Raw genomic sequence first — 23,635 nt, 5'->3', positions numbered from 1 at the left:
ATACATATCTACTAATACTAGAGGGAGATGGTGATGCAAAGACGTTCATTTCTGAAGAAGGCAACTGTAGGTGCTGGAGTAGCTGCCCTGAGTGCACCAGCGCTTGCGCAAAACTTACCTACGCTCAACTGGCGCTTGGTTTCTAGCTTTCCTAAATCTTTAGATACGCTTTTTGGCACCCCTGAAGTTTTTGCAAATTCATTGCGTAAAGCTACTGATGGTAAGTTCAACGTCAAAGTATTTGCTGCGGGTGAAGTGGTTCCGGCATTGCAGGTATTGGATGCTGTTCAAAATGGTACGGTTGAGTGTGGACATACCGCTAGCTATTACTACTTAGGGAAAAATAGCGCTTTCATCTTTGATACTGCAGCACCATTTGGTATGACTGCGCGTCAGCAATCTGCATGGATGCTTCATGGTAATGGTATGAAGTTAATGCGTGAGCTTTATGCAAGTTACAACATCGTCAACTTTCTTGGCGGTCAAACTGGAACCCAAATGGGTGGCTGGTTCCGCAAAGAAATTAAATCACCAGAAGATTTAAAGGGTTTGAAATTCCGCATTGCTGGCTTTGCTGGCCAAGTACTCGCCAAATTAGGCGTAGTGCCACAACAATTGCCTGCTGGTGAAATTTACTCTGCATTAGAAAAAGGTACGATCGATGCGGCCGAATTTGTTGGTCCCTACGATGATGAAAAGTTGGGCTTAGCAAAAGTTGCCAAAAACTACTATTACCCTGCATTTTGGGAGGGCGCTGCTGGACTCTCCTTCTTAGTCAATAAGAAACAATGGGATGCACTGCCACCTTCTTATCAAGCCGCATGGGAAGCGGCTTGTTATGAAGCTCATACTGATATGTGCGCAAAATACGATGCACTCAATCCACCTGCTTTGCAGCGTCTCATTCAAAATGGCGCTGTTTTACGCAAGTTCAACACTTCCATCATGGATGCTTGCTTTAAAGCCAGTCAGGAAACTTATGCAGAAGAGTCTACTAAGAATCCTCAGTTTAAAAAGATCTTTGATGACTATCGCGTTTTTAGAAACATGGAAGCCCAGTGGTTTGGGGTTGCAGAGCAGGCTTTTGCTCAATATAGCTTCAATAAAAAGCTGTAAGTATTCACCGCGCTCTCCGATCAAGGGCTCAGCAGAGCCCTTTTTCTTTTTAAATCTCTATACGCACTACACTAAGGTGATGATTAAGAGCTATTTGCAAATATGATCAGTCTCTCTGCCATTTGGGTGCGTATTAAACAGCATCCTTTATCTAGAGTGGGACCTGGCTTAGTTACAGGTGTCGCAGATGATGATCCAAGTGGAATCGTGACTTACTCTCAGGCCGGTGCGCAATTTGGTTTCAATATGTTGTGGACAATGCCTTTTGCTTATCCATTGATGTCTACTATTCAGGTATTGTGCGCGCGTATTGGTAGGGTAACAGGCAGAGGTCTCTCTGCCAATATGAAGTTAGCTTTTCCTCCGCTGGTGTTGATCCTATTAGTCAGTATTTTATTGATTGCGAACATTCTCAATATTGCCGCTGATATTGCAGCAATGGGCGAGGTTGCGCAACTGGTTACAGGAATTAATTGGCATATCATGACGGGCTTTTTTGTTCTGCTTACCCTGACATTGCAAATATTGATTCCTTATCGGCATTACGTATTTTTTTTAAAGTGGTTATCACTCTCATTGCTGGCCTATGGCGCTGTTTTATTCACCGTTCATGTTCCTTGGACAGAGGTCGTTTGGAGTACTTTCTTTCCCCAGGTTACTTTGAATGCAGATTCAGCAGCAGTAGTAGTGGGTGTCTTTGGTACAACGATCAGCCCTTATTTATTTTTCTGGCAAGCTTCTCAAGAAGTGGAAGATATGAATTTGCGTCATGAGTTCAGTTTGCTGAAAGATGTTGGCGAAGCGGGAGAGCGGGAAATTCACTCTGAGTTACGTAGAATTTCTTGGGATACTTGGAGTGGCATGCTGTATTCCAATATAGCAGCGTATTGCATTATTTTGGCTACCGCAGTAACTTTGCATGCTTCTGGAATTCACGATATCAATACTGCTGCAGAGGCTGCATCTGCCTTAAGACCGCTAGCAGGAGAATTTGCTTTTCTCTTGTTCGCCCTAGGTATTCTGGGTGTAGGCTTAATGGGCGTTCCAGTCTTAGCAGGTTCGGCAGCATATGCCTTATCCGAAGTCTTTGGTTGGCGCTCTAGTCTTGAAGATAGTGCACGGCAGGCTGGCAAGTTTTATTTAATTATCACTTTCAGTGTCCTTGGCGCCTTAGCAATTCAGTATTCTCCCATTAGCCCAATGAAAGCGCTGTTCTGGAGTGCGGTGCTCAATGGTGTAGTTGCAGTTCCCTTAATGGTGGCGATCATGATTCTCTCAAGTAGGTCATCTGTGATGGGCTCGCATGTAGCTTCATTGCCTCTGAAAATACTGGGTTGGCTTGCAACACTGTTTATGGCAATAGCCGCGGTCTATATGTTTGTAGCTTAAGGTAATGTCATCTTGGTAAGATGGATAGATGCCTGATTCATTATTAGCCCCATTAACCCAAGCTTTTCATGCGCATACATTGACGTTTTTTATTGTCGCCATTATTAGTGTATTGCTGGTGGGTATCTCTAAGAGCGGTTTTGGTGCTGGCTTAGGAACCCTCTCGTTACCTTTGTTAGCGAGTCAGGTGAGTGTTGCTGAAGCATTAGCTATTTTGTTGCCTCTACTGATTGCAATTGATTTGGTCGGGTTAAGACGTTTTCTGCGTAATGCCAATTGGAAAATTTTGACCCTCGTATTGCCACCTGCTGTCTGTGGGATTCTGGTTGGAATGGTCTTTTTCACAGTGATTGAACCTAAAGTGTTAACACTGTGTATTGGTATTTTTATTTTGCTTTATTTGCTCCAAGATTTAGTCATGAGTTATTTGGATGCAAAAGAAGCGAAGTTATCGCCTTGGGTCGGGATGGTAATGGGCTTACTTTCAGGGGTGACTTCCTTTGTTGCCCATAACGGAGGGCCTCCCATTACCGCTTATATGTTGAGAGAGAAACTGTCGCCAATAGTCTATACATCTACTTTGGGAATTTTTTTCGCTTGCATGAATTTTGCGAAGTTAGGCCCATATGCCTATTTGGATTTAATCAAATTAGATTATTTGACTACTTCGGTTTTAATTTTTCCCTGCGTACCTGTTGGTGTGTATTTTGGCTTTTACCTGGCAAAACATATTCCTGTTCGGTGGTACTACCGTATCGTGCGATTTTTCTTGCTAGTGGCTGGAGTTAAATTATTGATTGATGGGCTCATCTAGCTCTCAGCTTTAATTAAGACGCTTTGTAAGAATCGCGAAATATCCATGAGTTCTTCGTGATTGACTGAGTGCTCCATTGGATATTCATTCCAGCTGACTTGATGGCCCATTTTTTCTAACATGGCATAGGATGCTTCGGCTCTTTCAGGAATCACTACTGCGTCATATAAACCATGCGCCATAAAAATGGGTGTCTTTTGGTTAGCTGCTTGTTTTTCAGTATGGAGCGATATCGCTAAAGGCAAATATCCAGAAAGAGCGATGATGCCTGCTAAACGATGCGGAAAGCGCAGGCCAATATGCAGAGCCATTGCACAGCCTTGTGAGAAACCCGCTAGAACAATATTTTCGTAAGCAATGCCGCGACTCGCCTCACGCTCAATCAGCTCACTAATTGCTGCAGCTGAGCGATGGATGCCTGCGGCATCTTCTTGATCCATGAGGTCTCTGCCAATGATGTCGTACCAGGCTGGCATGACATAGCCACCGTTAACGGTGACCGGCATGCTGGGCGCACTTGGAAAAATAAACCGAATTCCAGGGCATCCCTCGAGCCGTAACTCTGGAATGATGGGTACAAAATCATTGCCATCAGCGCCTAGGCCATGGAGCCAAATAACAGCAGCGCTTGAATTGGGGGAGGTTTCGAGTTCGACGCAGGGCAACATCAGATTCAAGACTTTATTAAATGGAATACCTCATTATCAACTCATCTGCCCTTTTTGGCGATATTTGACCCTCAGTTGAAATAGATGGGGTGTAAGATATTTATTGAAGTAGTAAGACCTAAAAGTCAAAGGAGTTGATGGTGAAGCCGTTCTATATTGATTATCCACAGGAAAAAATAGAAGAGCACCAACATGCCTATCGATGTGCGTATTGCAAAATACCAACCACGGTCATTTTTGGTTTATTAGAAAATCATGCCGAGGATTGCACATACCGTACACAGCAGAGTAAATGGGTTCAAATGGAGGCTAAGCTCAAGCCCCATACCGAACATTTTGATGAGCCCCACGCTGACGAGGTCGATTAAATGAAAACATATCCTATCGCAATTGAATTAACTGTCTGGTTTGATTTGGGTCTCAATCAATATGAGGTCACTATTGATGGCGTCTCTAAGATTTCGGTGAAGAGGACAGATGATGTGCTGCACACTAGAGAGCTCTCGGCAGCAGAGACACAACTGCTCCTAAAGGCCATTGAGATATTGAAGGTTCCAGTGACTGAGGAGATGGAAGCCAATCCAAGTAATAAGGCCTCTTCCAGTTATGAGTTGATTGTTGAGTCTGCACATTTCTCCTTGGAATTTAATTGGGAGAATGTAGATGTAGAGGCTAGTGACTCTAATGCATTTGAATCGGTTGTGAAGTTGGCGAGTCTAGTGCAGAGCTTAGATCTCGATCACTAAACGCCTTAAGCTTCCATGACCACAAAGTCGCCCTGTGACACTTTTTCTCTGAACTGAGAAAAGGAAAATAGCGCCTTAATAGATTTGGTGTTGACGACCTCAATCTTGCCATCTGGAGTCAGGTTGGCGAGATACTCCCCCTCCGGAAATAAGGCTTCCGGAACGGTCTCCGTATTATGAATTTGGGGATTGAGCACCAAGCTTTTTGTAATTTTGATACGCATGCCTCATCATAGGTTCCAAAATTTAGTAGTAATTACCACCCTGCACAATTTAGAAAATCAGATGCACCATTTGGGTGTTTTGGGAATAGCGCTCAGAGTGCCTCGAAAGCTGATTTTTAGGGGAATCCTATATAGATATTGGGTATTTCACGCACCTTGATAGTGCATTATTGTTGGATGGGAAAGACAATTTCTTATTGCATCAAAATAGCATGGCTCAATAGTATTGAAAGATAAAAGAGAGGGAATATGAATTCTGTAGCAGAGGCTATTCAGTCAAGAATGTCAGTGCGCGCATTTACAAAAGAACCGGTTTCAAAAGAGCAGATTTTGAAGATTCTAAATCTCTCAGCTAGAGCCCCCTCAGGAACCAATACTCAGCCTTGGAAAGCTTACGTACTCGAGGGTGCAAAACTCGAAGGCCTCTGCAAACAAGTATGTGATGCTTATGACAGCATTGCAGCTAATCCCGAATTAGAAAAAGAATACCAACCAGGTTATGACTATTACCCCAGCAAATGGTTTAGCCCTTACATTGATCGACGTCGTGAGAACGGCTGGAGCTTATATGGATTGCTTGGTATCACTAAAGGCGATAAAGATAAGATGCATGCACAGCATCGCAAAAACTTTCAATTTTTTGGTGCACCTGTGGGAATCTTTTTTACCATCGACAAAGAATTGGGTAGGGGCTCCATGCTGGACTATGGGATGTTCCTCCAGAATTTCATGGTTGCAGCAAAGGGGGAGGGTTTAGATACCTGCCCACAGGCTGCCTGGAATGCTTATACCAAAATCATCTTGCCCTTCATCGGGGCTCAAGATCATGAGATGTTGGTATGTGGCATGGCGCTCGGCTATGCGGATAAACAAGAGATTGTTAACACCTTCCGAGCACCCCGTGTTACTGCAGAAGAATTTACAACTTGGCTTGCTTAACCCAGTTTTAGATTGAGTAGGCGCGCTGCATTTCCACCCAAAATTCCAACACGATCAGCGTTACTTAATCCTTTAGTCTGCATGACTCGTTCTACCGGAAATTCTTCCCACGGGATAGGATGATCGGTTCCAATGACCACTTGACTGGCGCCTACCTGCGAGACTAAATATCCTAGGGCTTCCGGCGTGAAAACAAGAGAATCAAAATAAAGCTGCTTTAAGTATTCAGAAGGTTTTTTCTTGAGCACAATGTTGGGATCACAATTTTGTGGAGAGACAAAGCAACTGTGATCCATGCGGGGTGCGTAGGATCCCAAGAAGCCCCCACCATGAGCTGCTAGTACCTTGAGTTGTGGGTATTTATCTAACACCCCTTCATAGATGAGATGCTGCAGTGCAATGGTTGTATCGAGTGGATTGCCAATGACATTGGACATCCAGCCATTTCCCTTGAAGCGTTGCGCGAGTTGAGGGGTGCTCTGAGGATGAATGAAGAGTGTGACATTGAGTTCCTGAGCCTTTGCTAATACTGGGTGAAATTTAGGATCTGAAAAATCTTGTCCTACAACACTCCCACCAATGGCGGCACCGCGTAGACCTTGATGCTTTACGGCGTATTCTAGTTGCTCCACGGCAAGTTCTGGAAATTGCATACTGAGTGAAGCAAAGGCTGCAAACTTATCTGCTCTTAGCTCACATAGCTCGGCTAAATGCAGGTTATTCAGGCGGCAGATTTCTGCAGCGGTTTCCTTATCTTTGCGATACCAATAGGGGTTGATGCTGAGAACTTGCATGTCAATGCCCTGAGCTTCCATTGCCTTAATGCGCTCATTAATTTTGATGAAATGTTCTGGTACACCTTTGGTTGGAGGTGGAACTGACTTAGCCTCATCTCCCATTAAGTCAATCGCATCTTGAAACATGCAATGGGCATGTACATCAATTGTTTTGATACGTTTGCCGTTAATCAAAACAGGGGTTACCCGTTTTGTTTGATTCTCTGCAGCATGTGCGAGACCGCAGCCGCAAAAAAATAATCCACCCAGTGCTTTACCAGAGGTTTTTAAAAATGATCTACGGTGATTCATAGGTAATATTCCAATGAGTTTTGCTAGCGGACTAGATTCATGCCGCTATTTTTAATGGGTTCGGCTGCGTTTGGTGAGCTTAGATATCCAATTAATTTTTTTGCAGCCTCAGAATTGGATGAGTTCATCACTCTTGCTGCAGCAAAGGTTTGAATGAGTTGAATGCTATTGGGTAGGGGGCCAACATAATCAATGCCCGAAATATTCACGAGTTCGCTGCTGGGCTGGACGGCAATATTGGCTTCGCGCGCAGCTAAGGCGGCGGTGGCCTGAGAACCTCGTTCGGTAATCTGTACTGAGATTTGCTCACTAATGCCAAGCTTAGGAAAGAGTTCCTTGCTTAAGTAAATACCGCTGGTACTTCCGGGAACAACAATTTTTTTAGCCTTGACTAAGGCATCTGCAAACGCTTTCGTGCTAGAGATGTCAGGTTTAGCATTGCCTGCAGGTACAGCCAAGCCAAGCGGGGCTTGTGCTAAATCAACATCTGAATTTGGCACGATTTTATTTTCTGCAATGAGTTCGGCTAAACCCTCGCGTGACAATATGACCACATCTGCAGTAACACCAGTGGCTAGTTGTGCTTTGATCGTCTTTGGGCCGGAGCCTTGTGAGGCGCCTGATTTAGTGATGACTGTAATGCCAGTCATCTTTTCAAAAGAGGGCAGCATTTGGCTGTAAGGACCTTGAAAGCCTCCCGAAATTAAAACCTCAAGCTGAGCCATTGCGGGAGTGCTCAGCAGGAAAGAAAGTGCGCATACCAAGAGAAGTTTCAAGTAAGGTCTCAAGCGAGGTCTCAAATTTATTGAGTTCTCATAAATTTTTGGGCACGTTTTCCAGTATCTACCTCAGTGGTATAGACGCTACCCTCGGAGTCAACGGCAATGTTATGCACCCAATGAAATTCACCGGCATTTCTACCGCTTCTTCCAAATGAACTGAGCTTGCGGCCAGTATCGCGCTCAATCACTGTGATTTCATTGTTGGTGCCATCAGCAATTAAGATGTACTTTTGATTGCTATCTGCAGGGATGAGGTCCCATACAGAGCCAGATCCTTTAGTGTCAGTCTCAAACGCCATTTCTCGAATGAATTTTCCACTTTTCTCAAAGACTTGAATGCGATTGTTTGCTCTATCGCAAACAAATAGGGTGTTGTCCTTCATGAGGCGAACGCAATGAACTGGATTAGCAAATTGCGTTGATGTCGGATTAAAGTTTGGGATCTTTTCATCACTGGGCATGTTGCCATAAGCACCCCAATGACGCTTATAGTTGCCAGTATTGGAATCAAACACAATCACTCGTTTGTTTAAGTAGCCATCAGCAATATAGACTTCATTTGCAATCGGATCTACATTCATGTGTGCAGGACGACCAAGCTGAGTTGTGTCGTTACTACCAAGACTTGCACCAGGTGACCCAATCTGCAGAAGAAATTTCCCTTGTTGGGTGAATTTTAAAATCATATGGTCAGCTTGATCATTGCCACCAACCCAAACATTTCCATTTGGGTCGATATAAATTCCATGTTCATTTTTTGGCCAGTTGTAGCCATTGCCAGGACCGCCCCAGGCTTGCAATAAATTACCTTTTTTATCAAACTCAAGAACGGGTGGGGCTGGGATACAACATTTTGATCTTTTAGGAGTGAGCGTCGCACCTTTTTCATCATCCGTAATGGTTAATGGGCGATGAATAATCCATACATGATCATTTTTATCAGTAGCTACGCCAGCTACTTGACCCAATATCCAATTATTGGGTAATGTTTTTGGCCAGGATGCATCCACTTTATATTCTGGGGCCTTCGCAGATGATTGGCCTTGTGAGAATGTGCTGCAACTTACAGCTACTAACGCGATGACAAGTCCGCAACGAATCATTTTTTTCATAGTAATCTCCTTAATGGCTTGCTGGTTTTGATAGGTAATTGAGTGACTGAGCTTCGCTTTTTAGCGGTGTTACCTTATCTGGATCGAATCGGATCATCAGGTAATTGATATGGTCTGGAATTTCTGTAAACCAATGCCCTGTTCCTGCGGGTATCACCACCACATCTCCCGGCTGGAGGTTGCGTGAGATGCCATTCAGAATTTCGCTGCCATTATTTCCTGGGCCGTTAAATTCAACCACCGTTTTTTGGGTGGCTGGTCTACGTTGACGATTGGTGATGTCTGGTCCAAGAACTAATGTTCCGGAGCCGGAGATGATGTGATAGACCTCGCTAATCTGATCATGCTCTGCTACTGAGTCTGGATTTGGGGCATCAAGCTTGCCGCGATAAACCATGCCAATTCCCACCCTTGCTTTACCAATATCAATATCACGCACCTGTTGATCAATGTGACGTTCTTGGATGGCTTTTTTGGTATAGGCATTCAGCTCATCCACGGGAATAAAGGTGCCCGGACACATGTAGCAAGTTGGCTGAGGATCTGTAGGGTTCACTTTTGGCTGCGCTGCCAGTGAGGTGCAAATAAAAAATGCGGTAGCAACGTATAGGAATTTCATTTTGTCTCCATATTTTTAGCTTTTATTGCCATGAAGAGCTTACTCTTGATCGCTTGAGATAAAGCCTGTTCTATGGGTTATTCCCTAGACCCAAAGCCAATAATTCCGCTCAAAAAACGCCTTTTTAATGTAAAAAGGGGCGGGTACTTTCATTTCGGAATCTTTGGCTGTACATTAAAGCTATGAGAATTTTCAGCAAGAGCAAAATCGCATTTAATATCTTATTAGACATTGCGGCTCACACAGCCCAAGGTCGTGCCATTTCTGTGCCTTTAGTTTGTCGCAGGCATCAGCTTTCTCACTCCTATCTAGAAGTCATCTTTGGTCAGCTGAGAGATGCGGGTTTCATTCGTAGTCATCGCGGTCCTGGAGGAGGCTATTCTTTAGCCAAAAAGCCTGAAGATATTTCTTTATATGATGTGCTTAGTCTGATGAACGGACAAGAGCCACTTTATGAGGATTTAGGTGTATCTCTTTGGGCCAACCTAGATGCCTATATGGATCTGCAGATGAAGCAAATTACATTATCTGACGCTCTTCAAAGATCATCTATTGTCCTTGAGCAATCTACACAAGGTCTTGGTCAAGTAAGACTTAATGCAGTCCCTAAAATTCCTGTGGCAGCAAAATCCAAGAAAGAACCTCAGAAGCTGAAGCCTCGCTTAGGCCCTAACTCAGTATTTTCATTTGGTGAGTATTTAAAATCTAAAGCATGACTGATGCTGATTTATTGAGTCTGAGGGATTCTCAATTATTGGTCAGTAAATTGTAGTTTCGCTAAGCGGGCATAAAGACCACTTCGTAGAATCAAATCGGCATGGGTTCCAGTTTCTATGATCCGTCCATTTTCCAACACAAGAATTTTATCTGCCTGCTTTACGGTAGACAGTCGATGAGCAATCACAATCGTTGTCCGGTGGTCCATCGCAGCTTCAAGCGCGCGCTGAACAAGTAATTCAGACTCAGCATCTAAGGCGCTAGTAGCTTCATCTAAGAGTAATAAGGCTGGATTCTTTAACAATACTCTAGCAATCGCAATCCGCTGTTTTTGCCCACCAGATAAGCGGATACCTCGATCTCCCAAGAAGCTTTGATAACCTTCTGGTAATTTAGAAATGAATTCATCAGCGATGGCAAGACGCGCTGCTAATATCACCTCCTCATCAGTCGCATCCATTCTGCCAAAACGAATATTTTCCATGGCGTTGTCTGAAAAAATCACAATATCCTGCGGAACAACACCGATCATTTTTCTAAGTGCTTCAAGTCGCAGATTGCGAATGTTGATGTTATTAAAAAGAATTTCTCCGCTAGTGGGATCATAGAAGCGTTGCAGGAGTTGAAAGAGCGTCGTCTTGCCGGCGCCTGATGGGCCAACAATGGCAATTCTTTCCCCAGGTTTAATTTCTAGAGAGACGTCTGATAAAACCTGATTTTGATTGGATGGATACTGAAAGCAGAGATTTTGTATTTCTACGCCAATACCTGCGGCATTGACCTGAGGTATTGATTCCACAATTACTGAGGCTTGGATAGAAGATTGAACGTTTAAGAGTTCCAGCAAGCGATCACTTGCACCAATCGCTCTTTGGGTGTCACCGATTACTTCTGAGATGCCAGCGATTGCTCCCGCAACAATCACAGCATACAAAATGAATTGCGATAATTCTCCGGCAGTAATTTGCTTATCCATCACTGCATAGGCACCAAGCCAAAGAACCAAAATAATACTGGTGAAGCCAAACAAAATAGCAACAAATGTCAGTAAGGCCCTAGCTTGTGATCGATGGATAGCCGCATCAAGAGCGGTATGAATGGATTGATCAAATCGTTGAATTTCTATTGTTTCATTGGTGAATGACTGAATAGTGGGGATGGCATTTAATTTCTCTCCTGCCAAAGCTGAGGCATCAGCAATCTTATCTTGCGAGTTTCGGGAGAGCTTTCTGACTCGCCTGCCCATGATCATCGTTGGAATAATTGTGAGTAGTAGGGTTGCAAAAATCAGCACAGATAATTTTGGACTAGTGATAAACATCATCACCAGACCGCCTGCTAGTAAAAGAATGTTTCTGATCGCCATAGAGACACTAGTACCAATTAATGTCTGAATCAGAACGGTATCTGTATTGAGGCGCGAGAGTATTTCGCCGCTATGTGTAGATTCAAAGAACTCGGGGCTTTGTTTGATGACGTGACTGTAGACAGCTGAGCGTATATCAGTCGTAATTTTTTCTCCCAACCAGGACACCATATAAAAACGGAGAGAGGTTCCCAGTGCTACTAAGGCAGCAACAATAAATAGGGTTAAAAAAGTGATATTGATTTGGTTGCCACTATCCGTGTTGAAACCTAAATCAATGATTTGCCTAAAAGAGAAGGGAACAGCTAAAGTTGCGCTAGCGGCAAGAACTAGGCTAAAGATTGCCAATATAAATTGTTTTTTATATGGCTTCAAAAAGGGAAGAAGTGCTGCTAAGGTACGCAACCCATGGGGATTTGTCTTGTTGCTTAGCTTGGTCATTGAAGAATCCCTAATAATTATCTATGATAGTTCACTTAGATTGGATGTGTATTTTTAGTGATACTAGGAAGATGGCAGACGACAGTCCCGCGACTCATAAAGAACCTATATATAAAAGAAGTCCCTGGCTACCTCGCGGTGGAGTGCGTAAGATCATTTTTTTAGCACTCATCATATTGGGTGCTTATGGATCAACTCAACATTGGTCTTTCATTCCCTTGCTTCTGATTTCTATCATCGCATTCTCACCAAAGATATTGTTGGCCACCGCCTATTACTATGGAAAATCAGCTCTATTTCTTGGGCAAAGGTTTAGTAAGTGACTAACTCTCTCGTTCTATGAAAATCTTTTTAACTGGAGCTAGCGGTTTTGTTGGAAGTCATTTGCTTGAGTCCTTAAATGCTGCCAAGCATGAAATCCTCTGCCACTTTCGTGCGCCGCATGCCGTCGCTAGCAAACCTTCGCAGAATCTTGAGATTTGGTCGGGGGACTTAAACGATATCCAAAGCTTAACGAAGAGACTTCAGGATTTTGATGTCCTGATTCATTGTGCCGCAGAGATGAGGCTTTGGAATTCAGAGCAAGCTTTGCTTGAGACTAACGTGCTGATGACAAAAAATGTTTTAGAGTCAGCCAAGCTGGCCGGTGTAAAGCAGTTTATTTACATGAGTGATGCATCGATCGCTAAAGATCCCTTGAGGCAAAATCTGAATCTTTCAGAATCTCAATCTTTACCAGCGCTGCATGACTTTCCCTATAGTCATAGCAAGTCCCAAGCAGAACAGTTGGTGCTTGATGCTGGAAATGAAGAGTTCCGAACGATAAGCCTTCGACCTGCATCCATTTGGGGTAAAGGTGATTTGGTTGACCAAAGCTTGGGCAAGGCTGCTAATCTGAATCAGTTTGGCTGGTTTGATCAGGGTGACTACCCCTTCTCAACTTGCTACATTCAAAATCTTTGCGAAGCAGTAAATAAAGCGCTGCTGTCAGCAGCAACTCAAGAGAGTTTTTTTATCAGCGATGGGCAGACAATTCCATTTAGGCAATGGATGACCAAGAGACTCAAAGCCGGTCATTACAAGGTGCCATCTTTATCGATACCTCGCTCCTTGGCTAGGCCGTTGGCTCGGTTTACAGAAAATGGTTGGAAATACTTACCGCTTCGTGGCGAACCCCCGTTAATTAGGGAGATGGTCCATTTAATGGCGCACCCTTTTTCTGTCTCGATTCAGAAAGCCAAAGATCAGTTAGCTTATGAACCAATCTATTCCATCGAAGATGGCATGCTGGAGATGGAGAAAGCTGCTAATTTTTAGAGGGTTTACCCTAGTGTCTTGACTCTACCAAAAACGAGGTTTAAAGTTTTCGACATCAATTAGCAATCATCCATTGATGTTCTTATGCGCACAAGATATAAAACCTGAAAGGATACAGAGCATGTTTAAATTCCATGATATGAAAGACCGGATTTCTAAAATTGCAGGATTTTTTGGAATGGTCGTCAGCATTACCGTTGCTTTCTACTTGATCTTTCCTGCGGGCCAGACCCAGTCTAAATTTGCCATGTTTTTAGTTTCGCTAGGAATTGCGGTATCTCTCAGCGTGCTAACCTTTAAAGCATTGCTAAAGTCGCAACGATAAGGTTCAAACTTCACTCAATTAAAAGCCCCAAGTTGCTTAATATTTGGGGCTTTTTCTTTGGCTTGGCAATATTCCCCTTTTAGCGATAGGCTTTTTATGGGTATAAACACTTATATCTAAAAGCCCTCAAGAGCCTTTTACTAAGGCATCTATTGATTTGCGTATGACTGTATGACTACTTTTTTCTGTGCCCCGTCTGAAATTGGTTCGATGGTCCTCCATTCCCAATTCAATTCGTTCATCAAAGTCTGAGGTAAGAATTGAATTCTGTAGCCAATGAAGTGAAGATGGATTTCCAGCCCTTAAAAGAGCGTGGCCAAAGAGAAGTTTTCTGTGGCCTGACTGGGATTATCTGGTTGCATCGAAAAATTCAAGATGCATTTTTTCTAGTGGTTGGTTCTCGAACCTGCGCACACTTAATTCAGTCTGCCGCTGGGGTGATGATTTTCGCCGAACCACGTTTTGCAACAGCAATCATTGATGATCGTGATTTAGCTGGTCTTGCAGATGCTAATGATGAGTTAGACAAGGTTGTAAAGCAATTGCTAGAGCGTCGTCCTGATATCAAACTATTATTTCTAGTGGGCTCTTGCCCGTCAGAAGTCATAAAGTTAGATTTGTCGAGGGCAGCACAACGTCTTGGTAAAACATTTGCGCCAAATGTACGCATTCTGAATTATTCTGGCAGCGGTATTGAGACAACTTTTACCCAAGGGGAAGACGCTTGTTTAGCTGCGTTAGTGCAAGATCTACCTAAGTCTAATCAATCTGATGAAGTTGATTTATTGGTGGTCGGCTGTTTGGCTGATGTGGTTGAAGATCAATTTAGTCGCATCTTTAAAGACCTGGGTCTCAAGTCTTTTGCTTTTTTCCCGCCTAGGGAGTCGACGCAAAAAATCGTTGTTGGTCCAAAGACAAAGTATTTATTGTCTCAGCCATTTTTGACCGATACCGCTAGATTCTTGGAAAATTTAGGGGCTCAGAGAATTGCTGCACCTTTCCCATTGGGTGTAGAGGGAACAGAAAAATGGTTTGCAGCCGCCGCCCAAGAATTAGGTGTGCCTAAAGATGTCTTTGAGAAGGTCATTGCACCCCAACGTGATCGTGCCAATAAGTCACTTGCGCCGCATCGTGAGATCCTGCAGGGCAAATCCATTTTCTTCTTCCCTGACTCACAGTTAGAGATACCTTTGGCTCGTTATTTAAATAGAGAGCTTGGCATGAAATTGATGGAAGTCGGCGTTCCCTATTTGCATCGTCAGCATATGGCGGAAGAATTGACTATGTTGGATTCTCAGACGCAATTATCTGAAGGTCAAAATGTAGAAAATCAATTAGACCGTTGTCGCGCGCAACAGCCAGATATGGTTGTCTGTGGCTTGGGATTAGCGAATCCCTTGGAAGCCGAGGGCTTTACTACAAAGTGGTCGATTGAGCTTGTCTTCACACCTATTCAAGGATTTAACCAAGCAGCTGATCTTGCGGAATTATTTGCTCGCCCTTTAACGAGAAAACATAAGCTCATGATGGCGGAGACCGTATGAAATTAACGCTTTGGACTTATGAAGGACCACCCCATGTCGGAGCGATGCGCATTGCTACCGCAATGGAGAAGGTGCATTATGTTCTGCACGCTCCGCAAGGCGATACTTATGCCGATCTCCTTTTCACCATGATTGAGCGGATGAAAAAGAGACCGCCGGTCACTTACACCACTTTCCAGGCGCGTGATTTAGGTAGCGATACTGCAGAATTATTCAAAGATGCTGCTAGATCAGCTTATGCCCGTTTTACGCCTGATTTATTAATGGTGGGCGCATCCTGTACAGCAGAGTTGATTCAAGATGACCCTGGTGGCTTAGCCGCCGCGCTTGATTTGCCTGTACCGATCTTGCCACTGGAATTGCCGGCATATCAAAAGAAAGAAAATTGGGGCGCAGCAGAAACCTTTTATCAGATGGTTCGCCTATTAGGGCAGTCATTTATTCTGCCTCCAGGCCAACAACGTCCAGCCCGTGCAGCCAATGCAAAGCCGAGTTGTAATATTTTAGGGCCTACGGCTCTCGGTTTCCGGCATCGCGATGATGTCGAAGAAATTTCTCGTTTATTGCGTGATTTAGGAATTGAAGTCAATGTGGTTGCACCTTTAGGCGCTAACCCTGCAGATATTGCGCGTTTGCATGAAGCCGACTTTAATGTCAATTTATACCCAGAGACAGCAAACACTGCAGTCACTTGGATGAGTAGAAGCTTTGGTCAGCCTTCGACTAAAACGATTCCGATTGGATTTAAGGGTACTCAAGCTTTTATTACTGAAGTCTGCCAGTTAGCAGGTATTGAGTGTGATGTTGAAAAATTAAGTCAATCATCTAGAGCACGTTGGTATGCGTTATCGGTAGACTCAACCTATCTCACCAACAAGAGAGTCTTTATTTTTGGTGATGCAACGCATGCTATTGCTGCAGCAAAAGTAGCTGCTCATGAAATGGGCTTCAAAGTAGTTGGACTAGGCACCTATAGCCGTGAATTAGCTCGTGAAGTACGTGAGGCTGCTGCTGAATTCGGGCTTGAGGCAATCATTTCGGACGACTATTTAGAAGTTGAAGAAAAGATTACTGAACTTCAGCCAGAGTTGATCTTAGGAACCCAGATGGAGCGTCATATTGCCAAGCGCTTAAAAATACCTTGTGCAGTCATTTCGTCTCCAGTGCATGTCCAAGATTTTCCATCTCGTTATTCTCCGCAAATGGGCTTTGAAGGTGCCTGCGTATTATTTGATTCTTGGGTTCATCCTCTCATGATGGGTCTCGAAGAACATTTAATTGGCATGTTCAAAGGAGACTTTGAGTTTCATGATGGCGCGATGCCATCCCATCTTGGACATTCGACTCCCGCAAAAGAGGCCTCAGAGAATGCCCCTTCGATGATTACTGTCAAGAATGGAGCACCTTCCTGGGAAAATGATGCTGAAAAAGAACTCAATAAAATCCCATTTTTTGTGAGAGGCAAGGCCAGAAGAAATACAGAGCGTTATGCAGTTGAGCAAGGACTCTTGAGTATTACCTTAGAAACTTTGTATGATGCAAAGACACACTTTAAAAGTTAAATAGTGACATCTAGTCAAAAACAGTGAAAGCAATCCAAAATGAAAGCAATTAACATACCCGTTTCAGATTTTCGCAGTCCACCACCTGATGGTGAAGGAAGCCTTCAAGTTCAGCTAGATCCCAATTTGAAAATTGGTAAAGCGAAGGTCTTTGCGATTTACGGTAAGGGTGGGATTGGTAAGAGCACCACCTCATCTAACTTATCGGTTGCTTTCTCTAAATTAGGAAAACGCGTCATCCAAATTGGATGCGATCCTAAACATGATTCAACATTTACCCTCACCAAAAAGCTGATGCCTACGGTAATTGATGTGCTGGAGAAAGTGGATTTTCATTCCGAAGAGTTGCGCATCGAAGATTTTGTGTATGAAGGTTATAACGGCGTAATGTGTGTAGAAGCGGGCGGACCTCCAGCAGGAACAGGTTGTGGGGGCTATGTGGTTGGGCAAACTGTGAAACTCCTGAAGGAACATCATTTACTGGACGATACCGATGTCGTGATTTTTGATGTGTTGGGCGACGTAGTTTGTGGCGGCTTTGCTGCGCCACTGCAGCATGCTGATCGCGCGCTTATCGTTACTGCCAATGACTTTGATTCTATTTTTGCGATGAATCGCATTATTCAAGCTATTGGTGCAAAAGCGAAAAACTATAACGTTCGCTTAGGTGGTGTGATTGCGAATCGCAGTAAGGATACCGATCAAATCGACAAATTCAATGAACAGGTTGGATTAAAAACGATGGCTCACTTCCCTGACTTGGATGTGATTCGTCGTAGTCGTCTTAAAAAGTCAACTTTATTTGAGATGGAGTACTCTCCTGAGCTTGAAAAAGTCCAGCAAGAGTACATGCGTTTGGCTGCAGCACTTTGGGCCGGAGCAGATCCCCTGCCTTCAATACCAATGAAGGACAGAGATATATTTGATTTGCTTGGCTTTGATTAATCTGCTTAGTTAATCACTGGGCATGCCAACGAGCTTGGCTGTAATTTCCCAGAGATCGTTGCTTAATTTTTCGCTCTTGGCTTTCATAGAAAGTTCTTGGGCGAAAGGCTCTCTGATAGCCGAGTTGCGATTGCCCCAGCTCCAATGAACACCTGATTGGGTAAAGCGTGGATCTGCAACCACTTGAGCAACACGTTCTCCAGCAAGCTCTTGGCTCACATAACCCTTAGTAATGTTTTTCTGAAACCAGGGAAATATTTTTTGAAAGAGTGGCGGAGTGTCTCTAAAGAGTGCCGTCTCAGCTACACATCCAGGATATAGGGTATTAAAGATCACGCCAGTACTAGCGTGATATCTTTTTTGTAGCTCTCGATTCATGACCATATTGCATAGCTTGCTATCTTTGTATGCCTTGCCAGGTTTAAAGGGTTTTCCATTGATCATGGCAATCGGTGCTTTAAAGCCTGCCATGAGACCTTCTAAAGCACCAATATCTGCGGGGGCAGGGATAGGTACTTTGCCGCCGAATTCTTCTGAGTTGGCGGTCACAGTGCCTAAGGTAATCAGACGTGCATGCTCATGTTGTTTGGCAGTTTGGATTAACTTGTCCAGCAGCATTCTGCTCAGAACGTAGTGCCCAAAATAATTCGTTGCTACGCTAATTTCAAATCCTTGAGGAGAGCGGGCAGGTTCTTTTAAGAGTGGTAAATAAGTCGCCGCATTACAGAGCAAAGCGTTAAGCTTTTGACCGCTTTCATTAAAGCGTTGGACAAATGCTTTAACGCTATCGAGATTTCCAAGGTCTAGTTCCCAGATTTCATATTGGCTAGAATCAAATTGATGTGCCTTTGCGGTTAACTCCATTTTTTGAGGGTCTCGGACTGCCAGTATCAGTCGCCAATGACGAGCCAGCAGAGCTTTGGCGGCATATAAGCCAACTCCAGATGAGGCTCCGGTAATAATGGCAAGGGGTTGAGTAGTATTGGCAGTCATTTTTCTATTACAGTCTTAGTTTTAGTAGAAATTCATCATTGTTATTTTAAGGCTAGAAATCGATGCTCCTCAAAGCGTTCAAGATCATTGCTCTGGTATTAACAACCTTCATCTTTTTTGCAGCCCTCTATTTATGGGCTCCCGATAAGTCTAAAACAGAGTTAGAAAAAATGTATGGCTCTCCTAAAAATGCATATGTCAGTGCATTGGGAGTCAACATTCATTATCAAGATACTGGCCCTTCCAAAAACCCGATACCCATTCTATTTTTGCATGGCTTTGGTGCAAGTTTGCAGACTTGGGATGCTTGGTCAGAAGCTTTAAGTCAGGACTACCGTGTGATTTCTGTAGACTTGCCAGGATTTGGTCTTACCGGAGAAGATCCAAGTGGCGTCTATACCGATGAGAGAAGTGTGGAGGTACTTGAGGCTTTCATGAGAGCGCTACAAATTCCAAAGGTGGTGTTGGTAGGCAATTCGATGGGCGGCAAGTTTGCTTGGCAATTTGCCGCGCGGTATCCGGATCAGGTTGCGAAGTTGGTGCTCATCTCACCGGATGGGTATGCTAGCCCAGGAATTGAGTACGGCAAAAAGACTGAAGTCCCTGCAATTGCTCAGCTCTATCGCTATTTCTTTTCTAAAACTTTTTTAGCAATGAACCTTGAGCCAGCTTACGCCAATCCAAAAACATTAAATGATGCTTTAGTGAATCGTTACTACGACCTGATGTTAGCCCCTGGGGTAAGAGGTGCCATTTTGGCCCGTATGCAGCAAACTGTCTTACAAGATCCAGTGCCCTCTTTGACCAATATCAAGGCACCTACTTTATTGATCTGGGGTGAGCAAGATGCTTTTATCCCGATTGCAAATTCAAATGATTACTTGAAGGTAATGTCTAATGTGAAGAGAGTATCCTTGCCTAATATTGGCCACTTGCCACAAGAAGAGCAACCTACAATTGGACTTCAGGCACTCAAAGAGTTCTTATAAGCAATGAAACGAATACCCTTAGATTGGCCCAATCGACAACATAGTAGTACCGTCTCTGTTGGAGGTTTAGATTGGCATGTGCAGCTCACTGGTAAGGGCCCTGTTGTTTTGTTATTACATGGCACTGGCAGCTCAACCCATTCTTGGTCTGATCTGATTCCTCTGTTAGAAGCCCATGCACAAGTCTTAGTGCCGGATTTGCCAGGACATGCCTTTACCTTAGGTGCAAAACTAGAAGACTTAACACTTGATGAAATAGCAAACTCTTTGCAGCTACTCATTGAGCAATTGGGAATTGAAGCACCCTCGATCGTAGTCGGCCATTCTGCTGGCGCACCTTTAGCATTGCGTTTTGCCGTAGGTTCATCAAAGCCACCTAAGCTAGTGATTGCTTTGAATCCCTCTTTTATACCGCCACCAGCTGTCTACACTAGTTTCTTTGGACCACTCTTAGGTCCCATTACCCGATCCTCAACGCTCTCTAGCTTGCTTGCTTCACTTTCACCTAGTTTAGGAATGGTCGATAAGCTGCTAGACTCAACGAATACGATTTTGCCGGAGAATCGCAGAGTTTATTACCGTAAACTCTTTGAGCGTTCAGAACATGTACGCGGCTCCATGAATTTTATGGCGGCGGCAGATATTCACAAAGTTTTGGTTGAAGCAAATTTATATCGCGGTAAATTAATTTGCGTCTTAGGTAATCAGGATGCGTGGATTCCAGTAAAGCCTTTAGAAAAGATTATTCTGGATTATTTTCCTGCTGCAGAGATTGTGAAATGGGAGGGTGGTCACATCATGCATGAACTTGAGCCAAACAAAGTGGCACAACTGATTCTCGAAGGCTTGAAGACTGAGTTTGGCGATTAAGCCTTTTTCAGGCCTTGCATGATCGCTTGAGAAACCTCATTAGCGCCTGCATTCGGTAGTGGTAAGTACATAGACCCCAGCATTGCAGCCATGGCTTTACCTTCGTCTCGAGCTTGCGGTGAAGTATCAATCCATAAGGACTTAAAAGAGTAATGAGATGCAGCGCGTGCTGACTGCTGCGCATCTTCCATTGCCTTTGGTCTTCCAGGAGAGCCATCTTTAGCAATATTGGCTCGGCCATCCGTTAAGAAGACTAAGGCGGGGGTAAGTCCTTTTCGCATCGATGCGCTAGCAACTTCAAAAGATTCATCAATCGCACGAGACAGGGGGGTCCCACCACCGCCAGGCAGACCACTGAGGGCTCGTTTAGCCTTGACTAATGAACGCGTAGGGGCGAGGACGAGTTCGGCAACACTACCTCTAAATGACATCACTGCTACTTGATCTCGTCTTACGTAGCATTCAGCTAATAGCAATTCCACTGCACCCTTGGCTTCTGCAAGGCGATGCATCGCGGAGGAGCCAGATGCATCTACGATAAACATCGTTAAGGTTTGAGTGCGCTCTTGATAGCGCTTAATCCGAAAATCTTCTTTGCGAATCAAAATTTTCCCAAGAGGGATTGTTTTGCCAGCTGCCTTCATTTCTGCTCTGCGTACAGCTTGCCAAGGAACAGCAGCACGCAGCGTATCGATGATGCTCAGAGTTTTGCCACCCTCGGGCATGCCGGGTATATTTCCGAGTGGGCGACCACGTATGCGGCCGACTTTGATAGCGCCAGTTTTGCCACCCATACCTTTAGGTGTTTTTAAGTCAGCTAAATCTGCCAAGCGCGCCAAGAGGTCTGCAGGGATTGCTGCTTGAGCGGCTTCTAAAATTTCATCTTCAAGCGCTTGTGGATTTTCTGCATTATTTTCCTGTTCCTCCCCCTCATCTTCATTCCTATTTTGATCTTCACTCGGATCAGGTGGAGGTGTTTCTGGAGGAGGCGGCTCTTGATCTAAGGGATCTTGCTCACTCTCAGGTTGTTCGTCTGACTCTGGTTCAGGTAGAATCTCTTCCTCTTCGGGCGGAGCGCTTTGTGGCAGTCGCGTAGCGCGTGGGGATAAAACTAATGCAATCGCTTGTTGCAAATGCATGCTAGTCACTTCATCTTCTCTATCAAAAGCTGCTAAACACTTCGCGGTATTCATAGCCAGATTAAGGGCACGTATCGATATCACCCCCAACTGTTCAGCAACACCAACCAATGCATTAAGACTATCTTCACTCACAGTGACTGCAGAGAAGTTCTCACGTGCATATTGAAGTGTTTGGGTATCAGGCAGAAAATCATCATCAGTTTCTGGTAGATCTCTCCAGCCGAGAATATCGAGGTTCAACAGAAATGCGGTTCTCTGCCGAATTTTTTCATTGGGCTGTTCATCATCTTCGATACCCTCATCCAAAGCCACAACTCCAAAGCGACTTTCAATTCTGCGGCTTTGACCATCACGCTCAATTGCAATAAATCCATTATCCAAAGCGCTCACCACTTTCGCTACAGCGCCTACTTCAACTCTCTCTGCCATTGGCATGAGTAATAACTGTTGATCGCATTGCGCGAGGAGTCCCTGCCTGAGAACGGCTTTGCCTGTGCGTAGTGTTTGATCGAGATCGATACCACCAATCAGATTTTCATCTGAGATGCCAAGAGGCATTTTGCGTAAAGGCAGGCGCATACCTCCCAATTGAGCGACGGTATTGAGGTAGCTTAGCCAACGATCTCTGACTGGTCCAGAGCGTGCACGCAAAATTACGCCACCCAAACCATGCGGATGAATAGCTAAGAGTTGGGCAACCTGGAGCGCCCGCAACCAAGTTTCGAGTTTGGCGCTCTTACTAATCTCTTGCGTTTGCGCTAGATTTTCCAAAAGACAGTATTTGCTGATTGAGTGTTTTTACTTACTTTTTTCGGGAAACAATTCTTCTAAAGCTCTTCTGACTCGAACGGCAGAACTTGAGTCATCCAAAGGATTGCGCCTGAGTCGATGCTGTAAGGCGGGTACTGCAATCTTTTTCAGGTGCTCGATCGTTACCTGATTTTTTCCGCAGAGTGCAGCATAAGCTCGGGTTGCGCGCAGCAGGGTTAACTCCCCACGTAGACCATCAGTTCCCAGGTGACTGCAAAGCTGAGTTACTTTTTCTAGCATCGCATCATCCACTTTGACTGAAGGCAATTTCTTTTTCCCAGCTTGAATTTGCTGTCGAATGATGTCATCTTCTTTTTCCCAAGTCTCCATGAACTTGGCTTGATTGCGCTCAAACTCATCGCGTCGTTTGATAATTTCTACTCGAGACTTTGATTCTTGAGGAGTCTTCACTTCAACAGCAAGACCAAAGCGATCGAGTAGTTGTGGACGTAATTCACCTTCCTCTGGGTTACCACTGCCGACTAGAACAAATTTTGCAGGGTGACGAATACTGAGACCCTCTCTTTCGACCACGTTGGCTCCAGAAGCAGCAACGTCGATTAATAAGTCGACTAAGTGGTCCTCTAAAAGATTCACTTCATCTATGTACAGGAAGCCTCGATGTGCTTTAGCAAGAAGGCCGGGTTCATATGCTTTTTCTCCAGAACTCAGTGCTTTTTCGATATCTAATGCGCCAATAACCCGATCTTCCGTAGCGCCCAATGGCAAGTCCACTACTGGCACTGCTTTCTTAATGGCCTTGAGTTTTCCACCAACCTTGAGCTTGGCTCTTAATTCATCGCATACAGGACAGGTTCCTGGTGCAGCATTCGGATCACAGGCATATACACAATCTTGAACTGAGCTCATCTCCGGAAGTAATGCTGCAAGTGCACGAACTGCCGTGGATTTACCTGTGCCACGGTCACCCATTACTAACACTCCCCCAACACTGGAATCGAGTGCCGCAATCAAGATTGCCAGCTTCATATCCTCTTGCCCAACAATTGCAGAGAAAGGGTAATTACGTGCCATTCAGATTCCTTGAAATTGTTTAATACGAGCCTAATGAATTGATTTATTGCATAGCAGCAAATCAATTGATGAGTGCTCAATT

General features: G+C 44.3%; 24 protein-coding genes. 14 read left to right on the top strand and 10 right to left on the bottom strand.

What is annotated here, in order from left to right; genetic code table 11:
- Positions 1–33 precede the first annotated feature (33 nt).
- The 3 genes from AOC29_RS07935 (at position 34) to AOC29_RS07925 (ending at position 3,319) form a co-directional block, all read left to right on the top strand.
- Positions 34–1,116 carry a TRAP transporter substrate-binding protein gene (locus AOC29_RS07935; RefSeq protein ID WP_215295378.1) on the top strand — a complete coding sequence of 361 codons (1,083 nt, stop codon included), beginning with the start codon at positions 34–36 and terminating at the stop codon, positions 1,114–1,116.
- Positions 1,117–1,218: 102 nt separating this feature from the next.
- The gene (locus tag AOC29_RS07930) at positions 1,219–2,505 is read left to right on the top strand and encodes an NRAMP family divalent metal transporter (RefSeq protein WP_215295377.1); all 1,287 of its coding nucleotides are present in this window, start codon (positions 1,219–1,221) and stop codon (positions 2,503–2,505) included.
- A 28-nt stretch (positions 2,506–2,533) separates the two neighbouring features.
- Positions 2,534–3,319 (top strand): sulfite exporter TauE/SafE family protein, encoded by a 786-nt coding sequence (locus AOC29_RS07925; RefSeq protein WP_215295376.1) that lies wholly within the window; start codon positions 2,534–2,536, stop codon positions 3,317–3,319.
- Here AOC29_RS07925 and AOC29_RS07920 read toward each other — a convergent pair.
- A complete protein-coding gene (locus AOC29_RS07920) occupies positions 3,316–3,987 on the bottom strand; it encodes an alpha/beta hydrolase (RefSeq protein WP_215295375.1) in 672 nt (223 codons plus the stop codon). The two genes, AOC29_RS07925 and AOC29_RS07920, sit on opposite strands and share 4 nt — an antisense overlap.
- Before the next feature lie 137 nt (positions 3,988–4,124).
- Here AOC29_RS07920 and AOC29_RS07915 point away from each other — a divergent pair, with 137 nt between their 5' ends.
- Together AOC29_RS07915 and AOC29_RS07910 are read left to right on the top strand one after the other, a co-directional pair.
- Positions 4,125–4,355 carry a hypothetical protein gene (locus AOC29_RS07915; protein ID WP_215295374.1) on the top strand — a complete coding sequence of 77 codons (231 nt, stop codon included), beginning with the start codon at positions 4,125–4,127 and terminating at the stop codon, positions 4,353–4,355.
- Positions 4,356–4,733: a hypothetical protein gene (locus AOC29_RS07910; RefSeq protein ID WP_215295373.1), complete on the top strand. Its 378-nt coding sequence runs from the start codon at positions 4,356–4,358 to the stop codon at positions 4,731–4,733.
- 5 nt (positions 4,734–4,738) lie between these two features.
- Here AOC29_RS07910 and AOC29_RS07905 read toward each other — a convergent pair whose 3' ends face one another.
- A complete protein-coding gene (locus tag AOC29_RS07905; RefSeq protein ID WP_215295372.1) occupies positions 4,739–4,957 on the bottom strand; it encodes a hypothetical protein in 219 nt (72 codons plus the stop codon).
- Positions 4,958–5,206: 249 nt separating this feature from the next.
- Here AOC29_RS07905 and AOC29_RS07900 point away from each other — a divergent pair, with 249 nt between their 5' ends.
- Positions 5,207–5,896 (top strand): nitroreductase, encoded by a 690-nt coding sequence (locus tag AOC29_RS07900; RefSeq protein ID WP_215295371.1) that lies wholly within the window; start codon positions 5,207–5,209, stop codon positions 5,894–5,896.
- Here the strand turns inward: AOC29_RS07900 and AOC29_RS07895 are convergent.
- From AOC29_RS07895 to AOC29_RS07880, 4 genes are read right to left on the bottom strand one after another with little or no spacing between them, the layout of a single operon-like run.
- Positions 5,893–6,984, bottom strand: coding sequence for an amidohydrolase family protein (locus AOC29_RS07895; protein WP_215295369.1), 1,092 nt, complete (start codon positions 6,982–6,984; stop codon positions 5,893–5,895). The genes AOC29_RS07900 and AOC29_RS07895 overlap by 4 nt on opposite strands.
- 23 nt (positions 6,985–7,007) lie before the next feature.
- Entirely contained in the window at positions 7,008–7,760 is a 753-nt protein-coding gene (locus tag AOC29_RS07890; RefSeq protein ID WP_215295367.1) for a substrate-binding domain-containing protein, read from the bottom strand.
- Positions 7,761–7,786: 26 nt separating this feature from the next.
- A complete protein-coding gene (locus tag AOC29_RS07885; RefSeq protein WP_215295365.1) occupies positions 7,787–8,878 on the bottom strand; it encodes a two-component regulator propeller domain-containing protein in 1,092 nt (363 codons plus the stop codon).
- 10 nt (positions 8,879–8,888) lie between these two features.
- On the bottom strand, positions 8,889–9,497 hold the full coding sequence (locus AOC29_RS07880; protein ID WP_215295363.1) for a hypothetical protein: 609 nt from the start codon (positions 9,495–9,497) through the stop codon (positions 8,889–8,891).
- A 182-nt stretch (positions 9,498–9,679) separates the two neighbouring features.
- Here AOC29_RS07880 and AOC29_RS07875 point away from each other — a divergent pair, with 182 nt between their 5' ends.
- Positions 9,680–10,213 carry an Rrf2 family transcriptional regulator gene (locus AOC29_RS07875; protein ID WP_215295361.1) on the top strand — a complete coding sequence of 178 codons (534 nt, stop codon included), beginning with the start codon at positions 9,680–9,682 and terminating at the stop codon, positions 10,211–10,213.
- 35 nt (positions 10,214–10,248) lie between these two features.
- Here the strand turns inward: AOC29_RS07875 and AOC29_RS07870 are convergent, their stop codons facing one another.
- Positions 10,249–12,021, bottom strand: coding sequence for an ABC transporter transmembrane domain-containing protein (locus AOC29_RS07870; RefSeq protein WP_215295359.1), 1,773 nt, complete (start codon positions 12,019–12,021; stop codon positions 10,249–10,251).
- A 339-nt stretch (positions 12,022–12,360) separates the two neighbouring features.
- On the opposite strand from AOC29_RS07870, the gene AOC29_RS07865 reads away from it, so the two are divergent.
- The 5 genes from AOC29_RS07865 to bchL all read left to right on the top strand — a co-directional run bounded on the left by AOC29_RS07865 (position 12,361) and on the right by bchL (position 17,714).
- Entirely contained in the window at positions 12,361–13,338 is a 978-nt protein-coding gene (locus AOC29_RS07865) for an NAD(P)-dependent oxidoreductase (protein WP_215295357.1), read from the top strand.
- A gap of 121 nt (positions 13,339–13,459) precedes the next feature.
- On the top strand, positions 13,460–13,663 hold the full coding sequence (locus AOC29_RS07860; RefSeq protein ID WP_215295355.1) for a hypothetical protein: 204 nt from the start codon (positions 13,460–13,462) through the stop codon (positions 13,661–13,663).
- Between the two features lie 260 nt (positions 13,664–13,923).
- Positions 13,924–15,207, top strand: a complete 1,284-nt coding sequence (locus tag AOC29_RS07855) for a ferredoxin:protochlorophyllide reductase (ATP-dependent) subunit N (protein WP_251369964.1) — start codon at positions 13,924–13,926, stop codon at positions 15,205–15,207.
- Positions 15,204–16,769: a ferredoxin:protochlorophyllide reductase (ATP-dependent) subunit B gene (bchB, locus tag AOC29_RS07850; RefSeq protein WP_215295353.1), complete on the top strand. Its 1,566-nt coding sequence runs from the start codon at positions 15,204–15,206 to the stop codon at positions 16,767–16,769. Before AOC29_RS07855 ends, bchB begins: the two co-directional genes overlap by 4 nt.
- A 39-nt stretch (positions 16,770–16,808) precedes the next feature.
- A complete protein-coding gene (bchL, locus tag AOC29_RS07845; protein ID WP_215295351.1) occupies positions 16,809–17,714 on the top strand; it encodes a ferredoxin:protochlorophyllide reductase (ATP-dependent) iron-sulfur ATP-binding protein in 906 nt (301 codons plus the stop codon).
- A gap of 9 nt (positions 17,715–17,723) precedes the next feature.
- Here the strand turns inward: bchL and AOC29_RS07840 are convergent, their stop codons facing one another.
- Positions 17,724–18,707, bottom strand: coding sequence for a protochlorophyllide reductase (locus AOC29_RS07840; protein WP_215295349.1), 984 nt, complete (start codon positions 18,705–18,707; stop codon positions 17,724–17,726).
- A gap of 62 nt (positions 18,708–18,769) precedes the next feature.
- Between AOC29_RS07840 and AOC29_RS07835 the strand changes: the two genes are divergently transcribed.
- Positions 18,770–19,696 carry an alpha/beta fold hydrolase gene (locus AOC29_RS07835; RefSeq protein ID WP_215295347.1) on the top strand — a complete coding sequence of 309 codons (927 nt, stop codon included), beginning with the start codon at positions 18,770–18,772 and terminating at the stop codon, positions 19,694–19,696.
- 3 nt (positions 19,697–19,699) lie between these two features.
- Positions 19,700–20,566 carry an alpha/beta fold hydrolase BchO gene (gene bchO, locus AOC29_RS07830; RefSeq protein ID WP_215295345.1) on the top strand — a complete coding sequence of 289 codons (867 nt, stop codon included), beginning with the start codon at positions 19,700–19,702 and terminating at the stop codon, positions 20,564–20,566.
- On the opposite strand, the gene AOC29_RS07825 is transcribed toward bchO, so the two are convergent.
- Positions 20,563–22,479 (bottom strand): magnesium chelatase subunit D, encoded by a 1,917-nt coding sequence (locus AOC29_RS07825; protein WP_215295343.1) that lies wholly within the window; start codon positions 22,477–22,479, stop codon positions 20,563–20,565. The two genes, bchO and AOC29_RS07825, sit on opposite strands and share 4 nt — an antisense overlap.
- Positions 22,480–22,506: 27 nt before the next feature.
- Positions 22,507–23,553 carry a magnesium chelatase ATPase subunit I gene (gene bchI, locus AOC29_RS07820; protein WP_215295341.1) on the bottom strand — a complete coding sequence of 349 codons (1,047 nt, stop codon included), beginning with the start codon at positions 23,551–23,553 and terminating at the stop codon, positions 22,507–22,509.
- Positions 23,554–23,635 lie beyond the last annotated feature (82 nt).

Source organism: Polynucleobacter sp. JS-JIR-5-A7, from assembly GCF_018687935.1.
Classification (GTDB): domain Bacteria; phylum Pseudomonadota; class Gammaproteobacteria; order Burkholderiales; family Burkholderiaceae; genus Polynucleobacter.
This window is presented reverse-complemented; position numbering and strand designations above follow the sequence as displayed.